Source organism: Falsigemmobacter faecalis (assembly GCF_003863335.1).
Taxonomy (GTDB): domain Bacteria; phylum Pseudomonadota; class Alphaproteobacteria; order Rhodobacterales; family Rhodobacteraceae; genus Wagnerdoeblera; species Wagnerdoeblera faecalis.
Map to the genome: position 1 here is coordinate 140596 of NZ_RRAZ01000003.1, position 16602 is coordinate 157197.

Consider the following 16602-nt stretch of genomic DNA (forward strand, 5'->3'; position numbering starts at 1 on the left):
GCAACCCAATGACATCCGGGGAGGAACTCATGTCACAGGTTTCACGTCGCTCACTTTTGCAACTGATGGGCGCTACTGCCATGGCCACGGGGGTTCTGGGAGGGACCACCCTGGCCGCCTTCGCCGATGACAGCGAACTGGTGATCGGCGGCTCGCTGCCGCTGACCGGGGTGTTCGGCTTTGCCGGCGTCGCCATTGAAAAGGCGATGCAGGATTATGCGAAGATCATCAACGATCAGGGTGGCATCGCGGGCCGCAAGGTGCGCCTTGCCTATGAGGACACGGCCTATAAGCCCGATACCTCGGTTGCCGTCTTCAACAAGCTGACCAGCCAGAACGACATCCATCTTTACTATGGCGACTCGACGGCTTTCGCGAAAACCATCTCGCTGGAACTGGCCCGTGCGGACCGCATCCTGATGGGTGGCGCTTCTTTCGCGACCGAGCTGAATGACCCGGTCAAACACCCCAATATCTTCATTCCGGGGCCGGATTATTCCGAGATGTTCTCGATTCTGCTGGAGCATATCGCCAGGGAAAAACCCGGCGCGAAGGTGGTCTTCGTCTGCTCAGACTCCGAGTTCGGCCGCGACCCGATTGAGCCTGGAGCCGCGCGGGCCAAGGCCCTTGGCCTCGATATGGGGGATGTGATCATCACGCCGCCCGGCTCGGTTGATGTCTCGACCGAGGTGCTGAAGCTGCGCCGTGCGCGGCCGGATTACGTGATCTTCCACGGCTATATCAAAGCGCCGCTGCCGGAGTTCATGAGTCAGGCGAAGCAACTGGGTCTTGAGACCAAATTCATGGGCACTTTCTGGTCGATGGACAGCTCAATCTGGGATGATGTGGGCGATGTCGCGGATGGCTTCATGGGCATCATGCCCTACCGCTATTACTACGACACCGAGCCTGCGCCGATGCTGGATAAGATCCGTGAGATGCGCGGCGAATATCAGGCCACCGGCTATATGCAGGGCATGATCTCGGCGATGATCCTGCTGGAAAGCGCCAAACGCGTGCTGGAGGATGGTCAGGAGCTGACCGGCAAAAACCTGAAAGCCGCGATGAATACCATCAAGGACTTCGACACCGGCGGTATCATCGGCGTGCCCTTCTCGATGGCCGGAAACTCGATCCCGGTGGGCCGCGTGTATCAATACTCAGCCGCTGAGAAAAAGATGAACCCGGTCTCTGACTGGATCAACGTCGGAGGCTGAGACATGCAGGCTGCACCGTCTGACCTGATCTTGCAGGTCGAGAATATCGAAGTGATCTACAATAAGGCGGTGCAGGCCCTGCGCGGGCTGTCTCTCTCCGTCCCAAGGGGCCAGGTGGTGACACTTCTGGGCTCCAACGGGGCGGGGAAATCCACCACGCTGAAAGCGATCTCCGGCCTTTTGGGGCTGGAGAATGGCGAGCTGACGGCGGGGAAAATCCTGCTCGATGGCCAGGATATTTCCCGCATGAAGCCGCATGAGCTGGTGCGGGCGGGGCTGTTCCACATCATGGAAGGCCGCCGCATTTTCGAAGACCTGACGGTTGAGGAAAACCTGACGGCGGCCACCTTTGCGCTTTCAGGTCGCGGGCTCACGCGCACGCCCTTTGATCTGGTCTATGACTATTTCCCGCGGCTCGCCGAGCGGCGCAACCAGCGCGCGGGCTATATGTCGGGGGGCGAGCAGCAGATGCTGGCCATTGGCCGCGCGCTGATCGCACAGCCAAAGCTGATCCTGCTCGATGAGCCTTCGCTGGGGTTGTCGCCCATTCTGGTCGAAGAGATCTTCACCATCATCTCGCGCATCAACCGCCAGACCGGTGTGTCGATGCTGCTGGTTGAGCAGAACGCCAATGTCGCCATGGCGGTCGCCCATTACGGCTATATCATGGAGACCGGGAAAATTCAGCTGAACGGCCCGACCTCGCGGCTGATTGAAGATCAGGATGTGCGCGAGTTCTACCTTGGCCACGGGGGCGGTGGGGGTGAGAAATCTTACCGCAATATCAAGCACTACAAGCGCCGCAAGCGCTGGCTGTCGTGAGGATCTGCCATGAAAGCCAATGATCTGCCCGACCTCACCCTGCCGCAGATGCTGGCGGAAAATGCCCGCAGCATCGGCGCGCGGGTGGCGATCCGTCAGAAGGACTTCGGGATCTGGAACCCGACGACCTGGGCGGGCTATTTTGAGCGTGCCTCCGATGTGGCGCATGGCCTGCGTCTGACGGGGCTTGGTCCGGGCGGCCATCTGGCGATCCTGTCGGAAAACCGCATCGAATGGGTGCTCGCGCAGCTTGGTACGGGGCTGTCGGGGGCGGTGACCGTGGGGGTCTATGCGACCTCGCCCGCCAATGAAGTGGCCTATGTTCTGAACCACGCCGAGGCAGAGGTGATCCTTTGTGAGGATCAGGAGCAGGTCGATAAGGTTCTGGAAGAACGCGCAAATCTGCCGCATCTGAAGCGCATTCTGGTGATCGAGGCCAAGGGGATGCGGGCCTATGACCCGGATCTGGTGCTCTCGTTTGAGGAACTGGAAGCGATGGGCCGGGCGGACCGCCGCCGCAGCCCTGGTCTGGTGGCGGAGGTGCTGGCGCGTCAGAGCCTCAATGACATCGGGCTGATGATCTATACCTCCGGCTCAACCGGCAAGCCCAAGGGCGCGATGCTGAGCTACCGTAACCTGCGCGCCGAAGCCTTTGCGGTGCGTGACATGCTGGAGCTGACGCCGTCAGACAGCCATCTGAGTTATCTGCCGCTTTGCCATGTGGCCGAGCAGATGCTGACCACCATGGGGCCGATTTACTGCGGCTCGCGCATTGATTTTGGCGAGAGCCTGCGCACCGTGCAGGAGGATCTGCGCGAGGTGGCGCCCACCACCTTCCTGGGTGTGCCCAGGATCTGGGAGAAGCTGCACAGCGCCATTCACATCGGGCTGATGGAGGCGGGCGGGCTCAGGCGCAGGCTGCATGACCGCGGTGTGGCGGCCTGTGAGCCCTTTGCCACCACGGCCCCCGCGGATCGCAGCCTTGGCCAGAAGCTGACCTTTCAGTTCTATTACTGGACGGTGTTTCGCGCTTTGCAGAACTTCATCGGTTTGCGCCGTGCGCGGCTGGCCTATACCGGCGCGGCACCGATTTCGCCGAAGATCGTGCAGTATTTCCGCACCATCGGCGTGCCGCTGATTGAGATTTACGGCGCGACCGAGACCACGGGGATGGTTCTGGCGCAGAAGCTTTCGCATCTTGAGCCGGGCTCGGTTGGCGTCGGGATCCCGAATGCCGAGTTGAAGATCGCGGAGAGTGGTGAATTGCTGATCCGCTCGGACGTGGTGTTTTCGGGCTATTGGCGCAACCCGGAGGCCACGGCCTCGACCATCGTTGACGGCTGGCTGCATACCGGGGATGTGGCGGAGATGCGCGGCGGGCAGTTTCGCATTATTGATCGTCTGAAGGATATTATGATCACCGCAGGCGGGAAGAACCTCTCGCCCTCGGAGATTGAGAATACGATGAAGGCCTCGCCCTTTATCAAAGAATGCATCGTGGTGGGTGAGCAGCGCAGGTTTGTCTCGGCGCTGATTCAGATCGATGCGGAGACCGTGGGGAAATGGGCCGAAGAGCAGGGCCTGGCTTATACCACCTTCCGCTCGCTGGCGGAGGAGCCGCGGGTGCGCGATCTGATCGGGCGCGAAGTGGCGGCGGGCAATGCGACCCTGGCTCAGGTGGCGCAGGTGCGGAAGTTCTCACTGCTCGGCAAAGAGCTGGACCATGATGATGGTGAGGTGACGGCCACCATGAAGGTGCGGCGGGCCGCGATCTATGCGAAATATGCTGGTGAGATTGAGGCGCTTTATGGCGCGGGACGCGGCGGGGCGGCGGCCTGATATGATCGGGCCGGGGGTGCGGGCTTCAAGCTGCGCCTCCGGCGGGAGTATTTGGAAAAAGCCAAAGTCATGGGCCCGCGCCGTTTCGGGGCGGTGGAATTGAAAAGGGCCGGCGCGATGCCGGCCCTTTGTTATGGGAAGACCGCGATGGGGGTTCCCACCCGCAGCATGGAATAGATCTCTTCCATTTCTTTGTCGGTGACCGCGATGCAGCCATCCGTCCAGTCGCGGCCACGGCCGCGGTTGTTTTTCAGGCCGTTCTCGCCGTGGATAAAGATGTCACCGCCGGGGCTTTTGCCATGCGCACGGGCAAAGTCACGATCGGCCGGATTTGGGTAGGACATGCCGACCGAAAGGTGGAAGCGCGAGTTCGGGTTGAGGCGGTCGATGTAGTAGAGCCCCTCGGGGGTGCGGCCATCGCCTTCGAACTGTTTGTGGCCGGCCGGCGCAAAGCCAAGGCCGATATCATAGGTTTTCAGGATGCGGCCATGGTGCAGCAGATACATCTGCCGCGCGGACTTATGCACCTCAATCCGGGTGACCTCAGGGCCGTTATAGGTTTTGAATTTTGACGAGCTGCAGGCAGCAAGGCCCACCGCCATCACGATGACGAGAAAGAACTGAAAAAAGCGCATCACTGCCCGCGGGTTTTTAATTGCTTCTTTGCCGGATGCGATGATCCGGCAAAGAAGGCAATAAAAATCTGCGTGGGGGGATGGATTGTGATCAGGCTCAGCCGCGGCGGAAGGTGGCGACCATCTCCACATGGGTGGCCCAGCGGAACTGATCGACGATCTGCAGATCCGACATGACATAGCCCGCAGCGGTCAGCGCCTTTGCATCGCGCGCAAAGGTGACCGGGTTGCAGGAGACCATGGCGATGACCGGCACGTTGGAGCGCGCGAGCTCGCCGATCTGCGCTTCGGCACCGGCGCGCGGCGGGTCGATGACCACGGCGTCGTAGCGGCGCAGCTCATCCGGGATCAGCGGGTTGCGGAAAAGATCGCGGGTCTCGGAGGTGATCTTATGGGTGCCTTTGGCCATCCGGGCGCTTTGGTCGAGCGCGCGGGTGAGCGGGGCTGCGCCCTCAATGCCGTGGACTTCGGACTGCAGGGCCAGCGGCAGGGTGAAGGTGCCGCAGCCCGCGAAGAGATCGGCCACGCGTTTGGCACCTTTGGTGGCGGCGGTGACGGCATTGACGAGCGCGGCCTCTCCCTCGGCGGTGGCCTGGAGGAAGGCGCCGGGGGCAAGGTGGATCTGGCCCGGGCCTGCGGGGACCAGCGGCTGGGCGCGGGTGGCGGCGGCCTCGCCGTCCCAGGTGATGCGGGCGATGCCCGAGCGCTCACAAAGCTGGCCAAGATCCTGCAGGAGCATGGCATCGAGCGGCTTGCCGCCGGTGACCGCCAGATCGGGGCCTGAGACCGAGGCGGTGATGGTGATCGACAGCTCGCCCTTGCGGGAGGCACCGAGTTTGGTGATTTCCTCAAGGGTCGGGAAGTGACGTTTCACCTCTGCGTCGAGCAGCAGGCATTCGGGCACCGCGATGACCTGGTCCGAGCCGCGCATGTGAAAGCCCAGCGTCACCCCCGCTTTGGTGCGGCGTGCCGAGAGCGTGGCGCGGCGGCGGCTGTTGGCGGGCGAGGTATGGATCGCCGTGACCTCGGCCGTCAGCCCCTGGGCGTTCAGCGCGTGGAGGACCACGCCCGCTTTCCACCCGGCCACGAAATCATCATGGGCGTGTTGCAGCGCGCAGCCACCGCAGGCGCGGTAATGCGGGCAGGGCGCTTTGCGGCGGTGCACCGAAGGGGTGACGATCTTTGCGCCCTCAAGGCGGTCGCCCTTCAGCTCGCCCTCTACCTCTTCGCCGGGCAGCATGGCGGGGACGAAAACCGGGCCTTCGGGGCCGCGTGCGATGCCGTCACCGTGGTGGCCAAGGCGTTCAATGGTCAGTTTCATGGCTTACCTCAGGGGCGGCTGCTGGCGGGAAGGCTGCGGTTTATGGCAAAAGAGCGCGAATGACCAGAGCGGCGTCAGGTCTTCAGAAAGCCGCCGGACTGCCGCGCCCAGAGGCTGGCATAGATGCCGCCCCGCGCAAGCAGGTCCTGGTGGCTGCCTTCCTCAATGATGCGGCCCTCATCGAGGACCAGAATGCGGTCCATGGCGGCGATGGTCGAGAGGCGGTGGGCGATGGCGATCACGGTCTTGCCCTCCATCACGCGGTAAAGCGCCTCCTGGATCGCGGCTTCCGACTCGCTGTCGAGGGCGGAGGTCGCTTCATCGAGCACCAGAAGCGGGGCGTTTTTCAGGATCACCCGCGCAAGGGCAATGCGCTGGCGCTGGCCGCCTGAGAGTTTCACCCCGCGCTCACCGACATGGGCGTCATAGCCCATGCGGCCCTCGGGGTCCGAGAGCGTGGTGATGAAGTCATGCGCCTCGGCCAGCTTTGCGGCGGCGATCATCTCAGCTTCGGTAGCCTCGGGGCGGCCATAGAGGATATTGTCGCGCACCGGGCGGTGCAAAAGGCTGCTGTCCTGCTGCACCATGCCGATGCGCTTGCGCAGGCTGGCCTGGGTGATCTGTGAGATGTCCTGCCCGTCGATCAGAATGCGGCCGGATTCGGCCTCATGAAAGCGCAGCAGCAGTTTGACGAGGGTGGTTTTGCCCGCCCCCGAGCGGCCGATCAGACCCACCTTTTCGCCCGGCGCGATCTCAAAGGAGGTATCGCGGATGCCGCCTTCGCCGCGGCCATAGCTGTGGCTGACCCTCTCAAAGCGCACGCGGCCGCCCTGCCAGTCGAGGGGCTTTGCATCGGGCTTATCCAGCACCGAAAGCGGCTGGGTGATGGTCTCCATGCCCTCCTGTACGGTGCCAAGCGCCTGGACAAGGCCGGTGGTCGCCCACATCAGCCAATAGGTCAGGTTGTTCAGCCGCAGCACCAGGGCCGAAGCCGCTGCCACCGCGCCCACGGAGGCCTGACCCTGATACCACAACAGCCCCGCCCAGCCGATGACCGAGACGATCAGCAGGCCGTTCAGCACCGTCAGCGTGACATCCATCCGCACGATGATCCGCATCTCTTCCTGAAACTTCAGGCGGGCGTGCTGGATCATTGACTTCGCGGTGGCCTCTTCGCGGTCGTGATGGGCGAAAAGCTTCAGCGAGGTGATATTGGAATAGGCATCCACCACATGGCCGGTCACCGCCGAACGCGCATCGGCGCTGGCTTTGGCGGCGGGTCCGGCGCGGCGGATGGTCCAGCGCACGAGGGCTGCATAAAGCGCAAGCCAGACCAGCAGCGGCAGCACCAGGCGCGGGTCGGCATCGGCCAGAAGGATCGCCGCGCCGATCACGGTCACCAGGCCAAAGGACATGGCATCAAAGGTTTGAAAGACCGCGTCCCCGGCGGCGGGCGGGGCCTGCATGATGCGGTTGGCAATGCGGCCGGCGAAATCGCTTTCAAACCAGCCGACCGGCTGGCGCAGCACATGGCGATGCGCGCGCCAGCGGATCATGGTGCCAAAGTTCGGCAGAATGGTATTGTGCAAAAGCGCCGTGCCCGCGCCGGAAATCACCGGCCGCAGCAGCGCAATAATCAGGGTGACGGCCAGAAACTCGGGCCAGTGGGTGGCGATCACCTCAGCGGGGGCGCCTGCGGCCATCAGATCGACCAGCCGCCCGACATACCAGATCAGCGCAATATCGCCCGAAGCGATCAGCACTGACAGCACCGCCGTGACCAGAAACACACCGCGGAAGGGCCGGATATAATCTTTCAGCCAGGGCCAGAGGCGGCGCGGCGGGGCATCCTGGGGCTCATAAGACTGCCAGGGATCAACAAGGGTCTCAAAAAATTTAAACATCGCATCCGTCTTGAAATCGCGGCGCGATGGGGTGTCCGGGCGGGGCTCGCCCGGACGAAGCTCAGCCTGGGATCAGAGCGCCTCGCTGATCCAGGCCTGCAGCGCAGCTTTCGGGGCGGCGCCGACTTTATTGGAAACGACCTTGCCGTCTTTAAACAGGAAAAGCGCCGGAATGCCACGCACGCCCAGCTGGGCCGCAGCGGCCTGATCCTGGTCGACGTTGATCTTCACGATCTTCACCTTGCCTTCATATTCGGCCGAAAGCTCTTCGAGCGCCGGGCCGATCTGACGGCAGGGGCCGCACCATTCAGCCCAGAAATCGACGACAACGGGGACGTCTGCGTTGACAACTTCGGCCTCGAAGGTCGCATCGGTGACGGGAACGGTGGCCATGGACTTCTCCTTGCATGGAGTATTGCGTTGGGCTGAACCTAGGTTCGCCCCTCCTCAGCGTCAAGGAGGGCAGGAAGTGAGCCGGAGCGGCTGAGCGCGGCAGTGGTCAAACCCGCAGGCAGCGGCATAAGTTCCCCCAAAGCCGTCCAAAGGATCGCCGTCTCAATCCGACGCCCGGGCCAGATCTGTGCCAGGGCATGGGCATAGGCCCCCATTTGGCGCAAAATGCCTTCGGGCACCTGTTCGGGGCTTTGCGGCACGGTGGCGTTGGATTTGAAATCCACCGCCAGGATGTGATCTTCCGCCACGATCAGCCGGTCAATCGCACCCTGCAGCACCCGACCGCCCAGATCGGCATGGATCGCCACCTCGGCCAGCGTCTCCGGCGCGAAGATATGCGCAAGTGCGGGATCGGTCAGCACCTGCCGCGCCTCTGCCAGCAGATCCTCATCGACGCCCGGAAGGCTGGCGGCGATCGAGGGCCAGTCGCTTTGCGGATGCTCGGGCAGCCGCTCCAGCAGCAGATGCAGCGCGGTGCCGCGGTTCATCGCCAGCTCTTCGGCAAGGCCGCCTTCCCCGCCAAGCGCCTTGGCACCGCCCAGATCTGAGGGGCGGATCGGCAGCGGCCTCGCTGGCGGCACAGGCGGCGGGCGGCGAGCCCAGTCGGGCAGGGCCACCAGCGCCTCCGCGCGGGCTTTCTCCGGCGTGCCATTGGCGGGCCAGGCGCCGCTTTCCAGCCGCAGACCGGGGCCGACGGGCGTCTCAAAAGGCGTCGCGCCCGCGACCCGCAGCCCTTCGGCGATGGCATTATACCAGCTGTCGGGCTTTTCGGCCTTGCCTGCGGCGGCGACGATCAGCCAGGTCTCCGCCCGGGTCATGGCGACATAGAGAAGCCGTTGATTTTCCTCAGCCCAGGCGCGGGCAAGATCTTCTTTCGCCGCCAGGATCGCGGCGGGAGAGGTGCTGTCGGGCGTGCGCCAGACCGGCACCTCCCCCTCAATGAGAATGGTCTCCCCACCGCCTGCGGGCTTGCGGTCACCGGTGTCGGGCAGGATCACCACCGGCGCCTCCAGCCCCTTGGAGCCATGCACCGTCATCACCCGGATGCGGTCGCCCGCCGCATCGGCCTGGCGTTTCACTTCGACATCATCGGTCTCAAGCCAGGTCAGAAATCCGGTCAGCCCCGGCACTTCCATCCGCTCATATGACAGCGCCTGGCCGAGGAACTGGTCGATCCCGTCCTCTGCCTCAGCCCCCAGCCGCGCGATGAGTTTGCGCCGCCCGTCATGGCGCGTCAGGATGCGGTCGATCAACTCGAAGGGGCGCAGATAATCGGACTGGCTGCGCAGATCATTCAGCACCTCCAGCGTCGCCGCATGGTCTTTGCGGTGGCGAAGCGCCTCCCAAAGCCAGCCTTTGCGGCCCTGCGCCAGATCATAGACCTGCGCCTCAGACCAGCCAAAGAGCGGCGAGCGCAGCGCCGTGGCCAGCGACAGATCATCCTCCTGGGTGGCGAGAAACGACAGCAGCGCCGCCAGATCGCGCACCGCGATTTCCGCCCCAAGCTTCAGCCGGTCCGCCCCGGCAATCGGCAGGCCCGCGGCTTTGCAGGCGCGGATCACCTCATGAAACAGCATATTGCGCCGCTGCACCAGGATCAGCACATCCCCCGCCCGCATCGGCCGCGACCCTTTATGGGTGGGAAGCTGCGTGCCCGCGTCGATCAACTCTTTGATATGGCTTGCGATGGTTTCGGCCAGCACCACCTGGGGCGCGCGCGCGCCTGGCAGATCCACCGGGTCAAACCAGTCGCCGGGCTCAGGATCCTCTTCGGCGGTGATGACGGGCCAGTGATCCACCCGCCCCGGCAGAGCCTGGTGAAAGGCAATATGCGAGACCGGGCCCATCGAGCCAAAGGGCGCGCAGGTGGTATCCACGGCCTTCAGAACCGCCGGAGACGAGCGGAAGGAATATTCCAGCGGCAGCGAGCGCAGCCCCGTGCCAAGCGCCTGAAGGCGCTCAGAGAAATGTTCCTGCATGGCGTCAAACTTCGCCAGATCCGCGCCCTGGAAGGAATAGATCGACTGCTTTTTGTCGCCGACCACAAAGATTGTGCGCGGATTGTCCCGCGCGCCCTGGCCTGCGGTAAATTCCTGCGCCAGCAGCTCAATCACCCGCCACTGATCCGGCCCGGTGTCCTGAGCCTCATCGACCAGGATGTGATCGATGCCGCCATCGAGGCGGTAAAGTACCCATTGCGCCACCGAGCTTTCCGACAAAAGATCCCGCGCGCGCAGGATCAGATCGTCGAAATCAAGCCAGCCGCGCAGCTGCTTGCGCCGCTCATATTCGGGCAGGAAGTGATCGGCGAACGCATAAAGCGCCTCAGCTTTTTCCAGTGCGGCCAAAGCGATCCGCCGCGCGCGGGCCTCTTCCACCCGCTCCATCAGCGCGTCGAGTTCCTCCGCCAGATCGCCGAGGCCTGCGCGGGTGGCCTTGGTCGGGAAGCTGCCGAGCTTGGCCCTGAAGGGCTCTTTTGCGGAAGCGCCGGTCAGCAGCATGCCTTCGAGAAGCTGCAGATCTTTCAGCCTTGGATCGCGGAAATTCACTGCCGCCCATTTCGCCGCCGCCTTCACGTCATTGGCAGAGCCTTTGCCAAGCGCTTCCCCCAGTTTTGAGGCCCATTGCGCCTCATCCCCGGTAAAGACAAAGCCCAGAAGCTGATCGGGGCTGTCACCCGGCACCGCATCCAGAAGCCCCGGCAGATCGGCGCGGTTGACGGCAGCATAGCGCGCGCGTTTGCCCGCCACATCGGCGGCGAGAGAGAGAAAATCCTCGCCGGTATAAAGACTTGCCAGCCGCGCGATGACATGGGGGGCGCGGTGTTCGGCCATCTCTTCGATGATCTCGGCGCGCAGAAGCTCTGCCGAGCGGTCGTCCATCTCCACGAAAGAGGGCGAGACCCGCGCCTCCAGCGGAAAGCGGCGCAGCAGCGAGGCACAAAAGCTGTGGATGGTCTGAATTTTCAGCCCGCCCGGCGTCTCAATCGCGCGGGCAAAAAGCCGCCGCGCCGCGCGGATGGTCTCAGGCCCCGGCGCTTCCGTCAGCCCCAGATCCAGCAGCGCGGTGATCAGCCGCTCCTCCTCCAGCATGGCCCATTCGCCGAGGCGCCGGAACAGGCGGTTCTGCATCTCGGCGGCGGCCGCCTTGGTATAGGTCAGACATAAAATCCGCTGCGGCTCGGTGCCTGAAAGCAGCAGCCGCGCCACGCGGTCGGTCAGCACCTTGGTCTTGCCCGAGCCTGCGTTGGCAGAGAGCCAGGTGGACTGACCGGGGTCAGCCGCCAGGCGCTGACGCTCAGATGCCGGGTTGCTCATGGCGTCTCCTCGGGGCGGGGCAGATGATCGACGGCCAGCCGCTCGGGCTCTTCGGTCATATCCCATTCGCCAAAGCGCGAGAGCTGATCATAGTCCGAGCCAAAGGCATGTTTATGCATGGCGCGGCGGGCCGAATAGCCAAGCGCGGGGTCACTATAGCTCTCAATCAGCTTCTTCAGGCCCTCGCGGGCGCGGGCCAGGTTTTCGCTGTCGACTGCCACGGGAGAGGCTTTCGGCGCGCTGCCAAGCCCCACATAGGTCGCCGCCGCCACCTCGCTGGGGCCAAGGCGCGGAAAGCCGCCATCCTCGGCCATCATGGCCTGCAACAGAAGCTGCTGGTTGAAATACTGCTGCTGTTTTTCCGAAGGTGGCGCGCCGGTCTTATAGTCGTAGATATGCACCCGCCCGTCTTCCAGCCGGTCAATCCGGTCGGGTCGCGCGGTCAGGGTGAAGGTCGTGCCCGGCACCAGCAGCGCGCCACCTTTTTCCAGCATCACAGGCTCTCCGGCCTGGGCTTCTTCAAAGGCCAGAAACCAATCCGCGATGCGGGCAATGCGGCTGCGCCAGAGGGCGCGGGCGGCGGGCCAGGGGACTTCGGCCTCCAGCACCTCATCGGCGGCGGACATCAGGGTCTGCCAGCCGCCCGCCTCAGCACGGTGACCGCCGCGTTTTGCAAAGACTTCCATGACCTTATGCAGCACTGTCCCGCGCAGGCGCACGTCAGGTTCGGCCCGCAGCGGATCGAGCTTTCTGAGCCGCAGGATCTCGCGGGCATAGATCGCATAGGGGTCACGGATCAGCGTCTCAATCCCGGTCACCGGCAGGGTGGTGGGGCGGGCGGCCAGCGGTGGCACCGGGGCGGGGCGGCGGGCGCGGGGCACCTCGGCCTCCGGGCGCTCCAGCGCGCGGGCCATCTCCAGCCAGACCTGGCCTTTCGCGCGCATCTCAGCCAGAGCCTCGGGCCCGTGTTTGTCGGGCAGGCCCTGCATCAGGTTCACCAGCCGGTTCAGCCAGCGCGAGGGGACGGTCTCAGCCTCCGCCCCGCGGGCGGCGCGGGTGATGATGACCTCTGCCCCGGCCACGGCCTGCTGAAAGTCATGCGCCGACAGGCCGATCCGCCGCTCTGGCAGCAAAAGGCCTGCAGCCACGCGCATATAGCGGTTGAGCCAGGGATCAGGCGGCGGCAGCCGCGGCCAGGAGCCGTCGTTCAGCGCGCCGAGGATCAGCAGATCCGAGGGCAGTTCCCGCGCCTCGCGCGAGCCTTTGATGCGGATCAGCGGATGGGCGAGAATGGTCTCGCGCACCTGCTGCGCCGCGATCACCCCGTCAAAAAGCGCCGTGTAATCGCCGGGCGACAGGATGCCACCATGCGCCGCCTCGCGCTCCAGCGAGGCGAGGGCGGCCTCGGCCCCCTCTCCCGCAGCGCCTTCCCAAAGCCGACCCGTGCCCTCGGCCAGATGCCCCCTGGCCAGGGTTTCCGTCAGGCGGCGGTGGCGGGCGAGATGTTCGGTCAGGCTGACATCGCCCGCCTCTTCAATGCCGTCAAAGGCTGCGCCCAGCCAGAGCCCCCAGTCGGGCGCGTTCTGCACGGATGCCCATTTGCGCAGGAAAGCGGCATCGGGATGGGCCGGACCCTTGCGGCGCAGATGCAATTCCAGCGTGCGGGTCAGCATCATATGCGGCCCGCGGGCCTCGGTGCTGGCGACCAGCGGGTGCTTTAACAGCCCCAGAAGCTGATCCCCGGTCATCTGCCGCCCGAAGAGCCCCGAGGTCATCCGCAACAGCCGCCCCGGTGCCGAAAGCGCTAAGGGGCGGCCCGAGCTGTCATCGGGCACAATGCCCCAGCGGTCGAGCACCGCCGAGACCTGCCGCGCCAGATCGCGATCCTGGCTGACCAGAGTGGCCGAGCGCCCCTGCTCGGCCGCTTCGCGCAGGATCAGCGCGACGGACAGCGCCTCAGCCCGTGGCGAGGAGGCCTCAATCAGCGTCATCTGCGCGGCGGCCAGACGCAGATCGGGCAGATCTTTGCCCTCCTCCAGCCATTGGTCGGTGACCGGCGCGGGGCGCAGCGCCAGCGAGACCAGTTGATTGCGCTCAGGCGCGGGGGGCGGGGTTTCGGTCCAGGGCCGGATCTGATCGGGGGTGACCTCCAGCATCTCCATCAGCCTGCGGGTGCGGTATTGCGGATGATCCTCCGCCGTCAGCGCATCGCCAAGGCTGTCCCAAAGCGCATGGGGCATGTCAAAATCATGCCCCGGCATGACCAGCACATTGCCCGGAAAGGATAAAACTGCCTTGATCAGCAGCGCCGTCGCCCCGCGCGAGCCGGTGGTGCCTGCGATGATCTGCGGCCCGGGCGGCGGATTTTTTGCCCAGAAGTCGGCCAGTCTGGTCGCCACCATATGACGGCGCGTCTCGGTCTGGGGGCTGGCATCGGGGCCGAAGAAAGGCGCGATGATGCTGAGAAACCGCTGCGTCCGCGCCCAGTGCAGCGAATGGTCGGAGACATCAATCGCGGCCAGCGCTTCAGGTTCCACGCCCTCGCCCGCCATCTCATCCATCAGCCCCGCAAGGCTGTCGGCCAGCGCATAAAGCGAGGCGCGCGGTGCCAGATCCGGCTCAGCGTCGAGAAGCTTTGAGATCAGCTGCGTCAGCTGCAGACGGCGCCGCAAAGGCGGCTCGGTCGGCGGCAGGCCAGGCAGGGGGATCGCCTCAGCGAGATCGGTGACAAGGCGGATCTTCGGCAGGATCGCGGGCGGCGTGAACTGCGCCCTGACCCGGCTGCGCATCCCCGAAGAGTTCACCCAAAGCGTGACCCGCGCCATAGCCTCAGGCGGTTGTCCGGCCATCCGTTCCCGCAGGCCGCGCACCAGTTCTTCTGCGAAATCAAGGCCCGGAGGCACGCCGCGGATCTCGCTTGCCGGGTTCATGCGATCATCTCTTCCGCGATCTGAATGCCCTCAGGATGGCCCACATCGCACCAGAGCCCCTCGTGGATCACGCCAAAGGCGGTGCCTTCGGCGATCTGCACATCCCACAAACGGTTGAGCGAAAAGACATCCTCAGGAATGTCGTGAAGCCCCTCAGGGCAAAGGATCTGCGCCCCGAGATAGGTCAGATCGCCGCCGCGCGAAATGCGCCCCGCCTCATCAAGCGAGAAGTCTCCCGCGCCCCGGCGACCCCGGATCTGCCCGGCGCGCCCCAGCAGCAGCAGCGCCCGCATCTCTCCGCCCTCCCAGGCCGCGCCAAGCTCGCGCAGCGGGTTCGCCCCGGTCCAGACCGCATCAGAGTTCAGCGTGTAAACCGGCCCCTCGCCCAGCAGCGGCAGGGCTTTGCGCAGCCCGCCCCCGGTCTCCAGAATACGGTCGGTTTCATCGCTGATCGCAATGCCGCGCCCGGCCAGGTGTTCGCGCAGCTGATCGCCGCGGTAGTGGATATTCACCACCACCTGCGCGATTCCGGCCTCATCGGTCAGGTTAAGCGCATGATCAATCAGCGCACGGCCCGCCACTTTGATCAGCGGCTTGGGCTGATGCGCGGTCAGCGCAGCCATGCGGGTGCCGAAACCGGCGGCAAAGAGCATCAGGGATCGGGGCAGGTTCCGCACAGGTCTTCGATCCTTTTCAGGGCAGAGGCATCAGGAGGGGGCAGGCTGGCCGCGATGTCGCGCAGGTCTGCCAGCTCAGGCCGCGCGAGGCAGCGTTGCAGATGGCCCCAGACGCGGGGGATCAATCGCACATATCCGGGCTTGCCGAAATGCAGCGAAAGCCGGGTAAAACCACCCAAAATCCGCAGGTTACGCTGTGCGCCAAGAACGGCGCAGGCAAGGGCGGTCCGGTCGGGATCAGCACCGCGCAGAGCGGCAAATTCAGCGATCATCGCATCGGCGAAGGCCGGATCCACATCGCGCCGCGCATCCTGCAACAGCGAGACCACGTCATATTCGGGCTGGCCAAGCGAGCCCATCTGGAAATCCAGCAGCCCCGCGCGCGCAGCGCCCTGCCGGTCGGGCAGCCAGAGCAGATTTTCGGCATGGCAATCCCGTAGCACCAGCACCGGCGCGGCGGTGCAATGCGCCGCCATGGCGCGGGCCATGGCTTTTGACAGGGGCGCGGGATCCTGCGGCGCGCCGGTGACCGCCCGGGCATACCAGCTGACCGCCAGCCCCGCCGCAGAGGCCATAAACTCCGGGCTGTGATCGGGCAGCCCCTCCGGAGCGGGGGCCTTTTGCAGGATATGCAGCGCCGTCAGAGCCGTGCGGTATAGCGGAGCAGGATCCGCGCACTGATCGAGGACGCGGGCGTAGAGATCATCGCCCAGGTCTTCGAGGACGAGAAATCCGTTTTCCTCATCAGCGGCAAGCACTTCCGGTGCGGAAAGGCCTAAGTCGCGCAGGTGGCGCGCCATTTTGACGAAAGGGCGGACATCCTCGCCACGCTCGGGCGGGGCATCCATCAACACAAGGGTTTTGCCCTGATGGTTCAGCCGGTCATAGCTGCGCGGAGAGGCATCCCCGGCCAGAAAGCGGCGCTGCCAATGGCCAAGGCCGTTCGATTGCAGGAAGCTGCGGGAAAGCTCGGCGCGGGGGGTCATGGCTGCAGGCAGGTCCGGATCTCGGGAAGGTTTTGAAGGGCGGCGAGCCGCCCGGCAGGACCGGTCAGGGTGAGGCGGCGTCCCTCTCCCTCGGCGGCCCAGGTGAGATGCAGGGCCTGTGGCGGGGTCAGATCGCCCAGACGGTCGGGCCATTCAATCAGGCAGACCGCCTGTTGCATGGCCTCATCAAGCCCGAGTTCGATCACTTCCTGCGGGTGGCCGAGGCGATATAGATCGGCGTGCCAGATCTCAAAGGCGGCGGTCTCATAAACCTGCACCAGGGTGAAAGTCGGAGAGGGCACATCTTCAAAGCGTCCTTCCCGTGCCAGAGCTGCATGGATCAGCGCGCGCGACAGATGGGTTTTTCCCGAGCCGATCGGCCCGTCAAGCAGCAGAACATCGCCGGGGCCGATCACTTCGGACAGGGCCGCGCCGAGGCGGGTGGTCGCGGCCGCATCCGGCAGCAGGAGGGTGAGGGAAGCGGGCGTTAAGGTCATGGCA

12 protein-coding genes are annotated in these 16602 nt (G+C 64.8%); 3 read left to right on the forward strand and 9 right to left on the reverse strand.

Features of this window, described 5'->3' with window-relative positions; all coding sequences use genetic code 11:
• The first annotated feature begins 29 nt into the window (after positions 1-29).
• Genes EG244_RS02850 through EG244_RS02860 form a run of 3 tightly spaced genes read left to right on the forward strand, consistent with a single transcriptional unit; the run spans position 30 to position 3878 of the window.
• Positions 30-1217, forward strand: coding sequence for an ABC transporter substrate-binding protein (locus EG244_RS02850; protein ID WP_124963502.1), 1188 nt, complete (start codon positions 30-32; stop codon positions 1215-1217).
• A gap of 3 nt (positions 1218-1220) precedes the next feature.
• Complete coding sequence (locus EG244_RS02855) at positions 1221-2039, forward strand: ABC transporter ATP-binding protein (RefSeq protein ID WP_124963503.1); 819 nt, start codon at positions 1221-1223, stop codon at positions 2037-2039.
• 9 nt (positions 2040-2048) lie between these two features.
• Positions 2049-3878 (forward strand): AMP-dependent synthetase/ligase, encoded by a 1830-nt coding sequence (locus tag EG244_RS02860; RefSeq protein WP_124963504.1) that lies wholly within the window; start codon positions 2049-2051, stop codon positions 3876-3878.
• Between the two features lie 131 nt (positions 3879-4009).
• Here the strand turns inward: EG244_RS02860 and EG244_RS02865 are convergent, their stop codons facing one another.
• The 9 genes from EG244_RS02865 to tsaE form a co-directional block, all read right to left on the reverse strand.
• Entirely contained in the window at positions 4010-4513 is a 504-nt protein-coding gene (locus EG244_RS02865) for a L,D-transpeptidase family protein (protein ID WP_124963505.1), read from the reverse strand.
• Positions 4514-4610: 97 nt separating this feature from the next.
• Complete coding sequence (locus EG244_RS02870; RefSeq protein ID WP_124963506.1) at positions 4611-5834, reverse strand: class I SAM-dependent RNA methyltransferase; 1224 nt, start codon at positions 5832-5834, stop codon at positions 4611-4613.
• A gap of 74 nt (positions 5835-5908) precedes the next feature.
• Complete coding sequence (locus EG244_RS02875) at positions 5909-7738, reverse strand: ABC transporter ATP-binding protein (RefSeq protein ID WP_124963507.1); 1830 nt, start codon at positions 7736-7738, stop codon at positions 5909-5911.
• A gap of 72 nt (positions 7739-7810) precedes the next feature.
• Positions 7811-8131, reverse strand: coding sequence for a thioredoxin (trxA, locus tag EG244_RS02880; protein ID WP_124963508.1), 321 nt, complete (start codon positions 8129-8131; stop codon positions 7811-7813).
• 38 nt (positions 8132-8169) lie between these two features.
• Complete coding sequence (gene addA, locus EG244_RS02885; protein ID WP_124963509.1) at positions 8170-11508, reverse strand: double-strand break repair helicase AddA; 3339 nt, start codon at positions 11506-11508, stop codon at positions 8170-8172.
• Complete coding sequence (locus EG244_RS02890; protein WP_124963510.1) at positions 11505-14438, reverse strand: PD-(D/E)XK nuclease family protein; 2934 nt, start codon at positions 14436-14438, stop codon at positions 11505-11507. The genes addA and EG244_RS02890 overlap by 4 nt, the downstream gene beginning before the upstream one ends.
• Positions 14435-15115, reverse strand: coding sequence for a nucleotidyltransferase family protein (locus tag EG244_RS02895; protein WP_124963511.1), 681 nt, complete (start codon positions 15113-15115; stop codon positions 14435-14437). The genes EG244_RS02890 and EG244_RS02895 overlap by 4 nt, the downstream gene beginning before the upstream one ends.
• Complete coding sequence (locus EG244_RS02900; RefSeq protein WP_124963512.1) at positions 15091-16101, reverse strand: aminoglycoside phosphotransferase family protein; 1011 nt, start codon at positions 16099-16101, stop codon at positions 15091-15093. The genes EG244_RS02895 and EG244_RS02900 overlap by 25 nt, the downstream gene beginning before the upstream one ends.
• Positions 16098-16598 carry a tRNA (adenosine(37)-N6)-threonylcarbamoyltransferase complex ATPase subunit type 1 TsaE gene (tsaE, locus tag EG244_RS02905; RefSeq protein WP_124963513.1) on the reverse strand — a complete coding sequence of 167 codons (501 nt, stop codon included), beginning with the start codon at positions 16596-16598 and terminating at the stop codon, positions 16098-16100. The genes EG244_RS02900 and tsaE overlap by 4 nt, the downstream gene beginning before the upstream one ends.
• Positions 16599-16602: the final 4 nt, after the last annotated feature.

Bases quoted from the DNA above. Each gene is read 5' to 3' on its own strand.
- EG244_RS02850 (WP_124963502.1), top strand. From the start codon at position 30: ATGTCACAGGTTTCACGTCGCTCACTTTTGCAACTGATGGGCGCTACT.
- EG244_RS02855 (WP_124963503.1), top strand. From the start codon at position 1,221: ATGCAGGCTGCACCGTCTGACCTGATCTTGCAGGTCGAGAATATCGAA.
- EG244_RS02860 (WP_124963504.1), top strand. From the start codon at position 2,049: ATGAAAGCCAATGATCTGCCCGACCTCACCCTGCCGCAGATGCTGGCG.
- EG244_RS02865 (WP_124963505.1), bottom strand. From the start codon at position 4,513: ATGCGCTTTTTTCAGTTCTTTCTCGTCATCGTGATGGCGGTGGGCCTT.
- EG244_RS02870 (WP_124963506.1), bottom strand. From the start codon at position 5,834: ATGAAACTGACCATTGAACGCCTTGGCCACCACGGTGACGGCATCGCA.
- EG244_RS02875 (WP_124963507.1), bottom strand. From the start codon at position 7,738: ATGTTTAAATTTTTTGAGACCCTTGTTGATCCCTGGCAGTCTTATGAG.
- trxA (WP_124963508.1), bottom strand. From the start codon at position 8,131: ATGGCCACCGTTCCCGTCACCGATGCGACCTTCGAGGCCGAAGTTGTC.
- addA (WP_124963509.1), bottom strand. From the start codon at position 11,508: ATGAGCAACCCGGCATCTGAGCGTCAGCGCCTGGCGGCTGACCCCGGT.
- EG244_RS02890 (WP_124963510.1), bottom strand. From the start codon at position 14,438: ATGAACCCGGCAAGCGAGATCCGCGGCGTGCCTCCGGGCCTTGATTTC.
- EG244_RS02900 (WP_124963512.1), bottom strand. From the start codon at position 16,101: ATGACCCCCCGCGCCGAGCTTTCCCGCAGCTTCCTGCAATCGAACGGC.
- tsaE (WP_124963513.1), bottom strand. From the start codon at position 16,598: ATGACCTTAACGCCCGCTTCCCTCACCCTCCTGCTGCCGGATGCGGCC.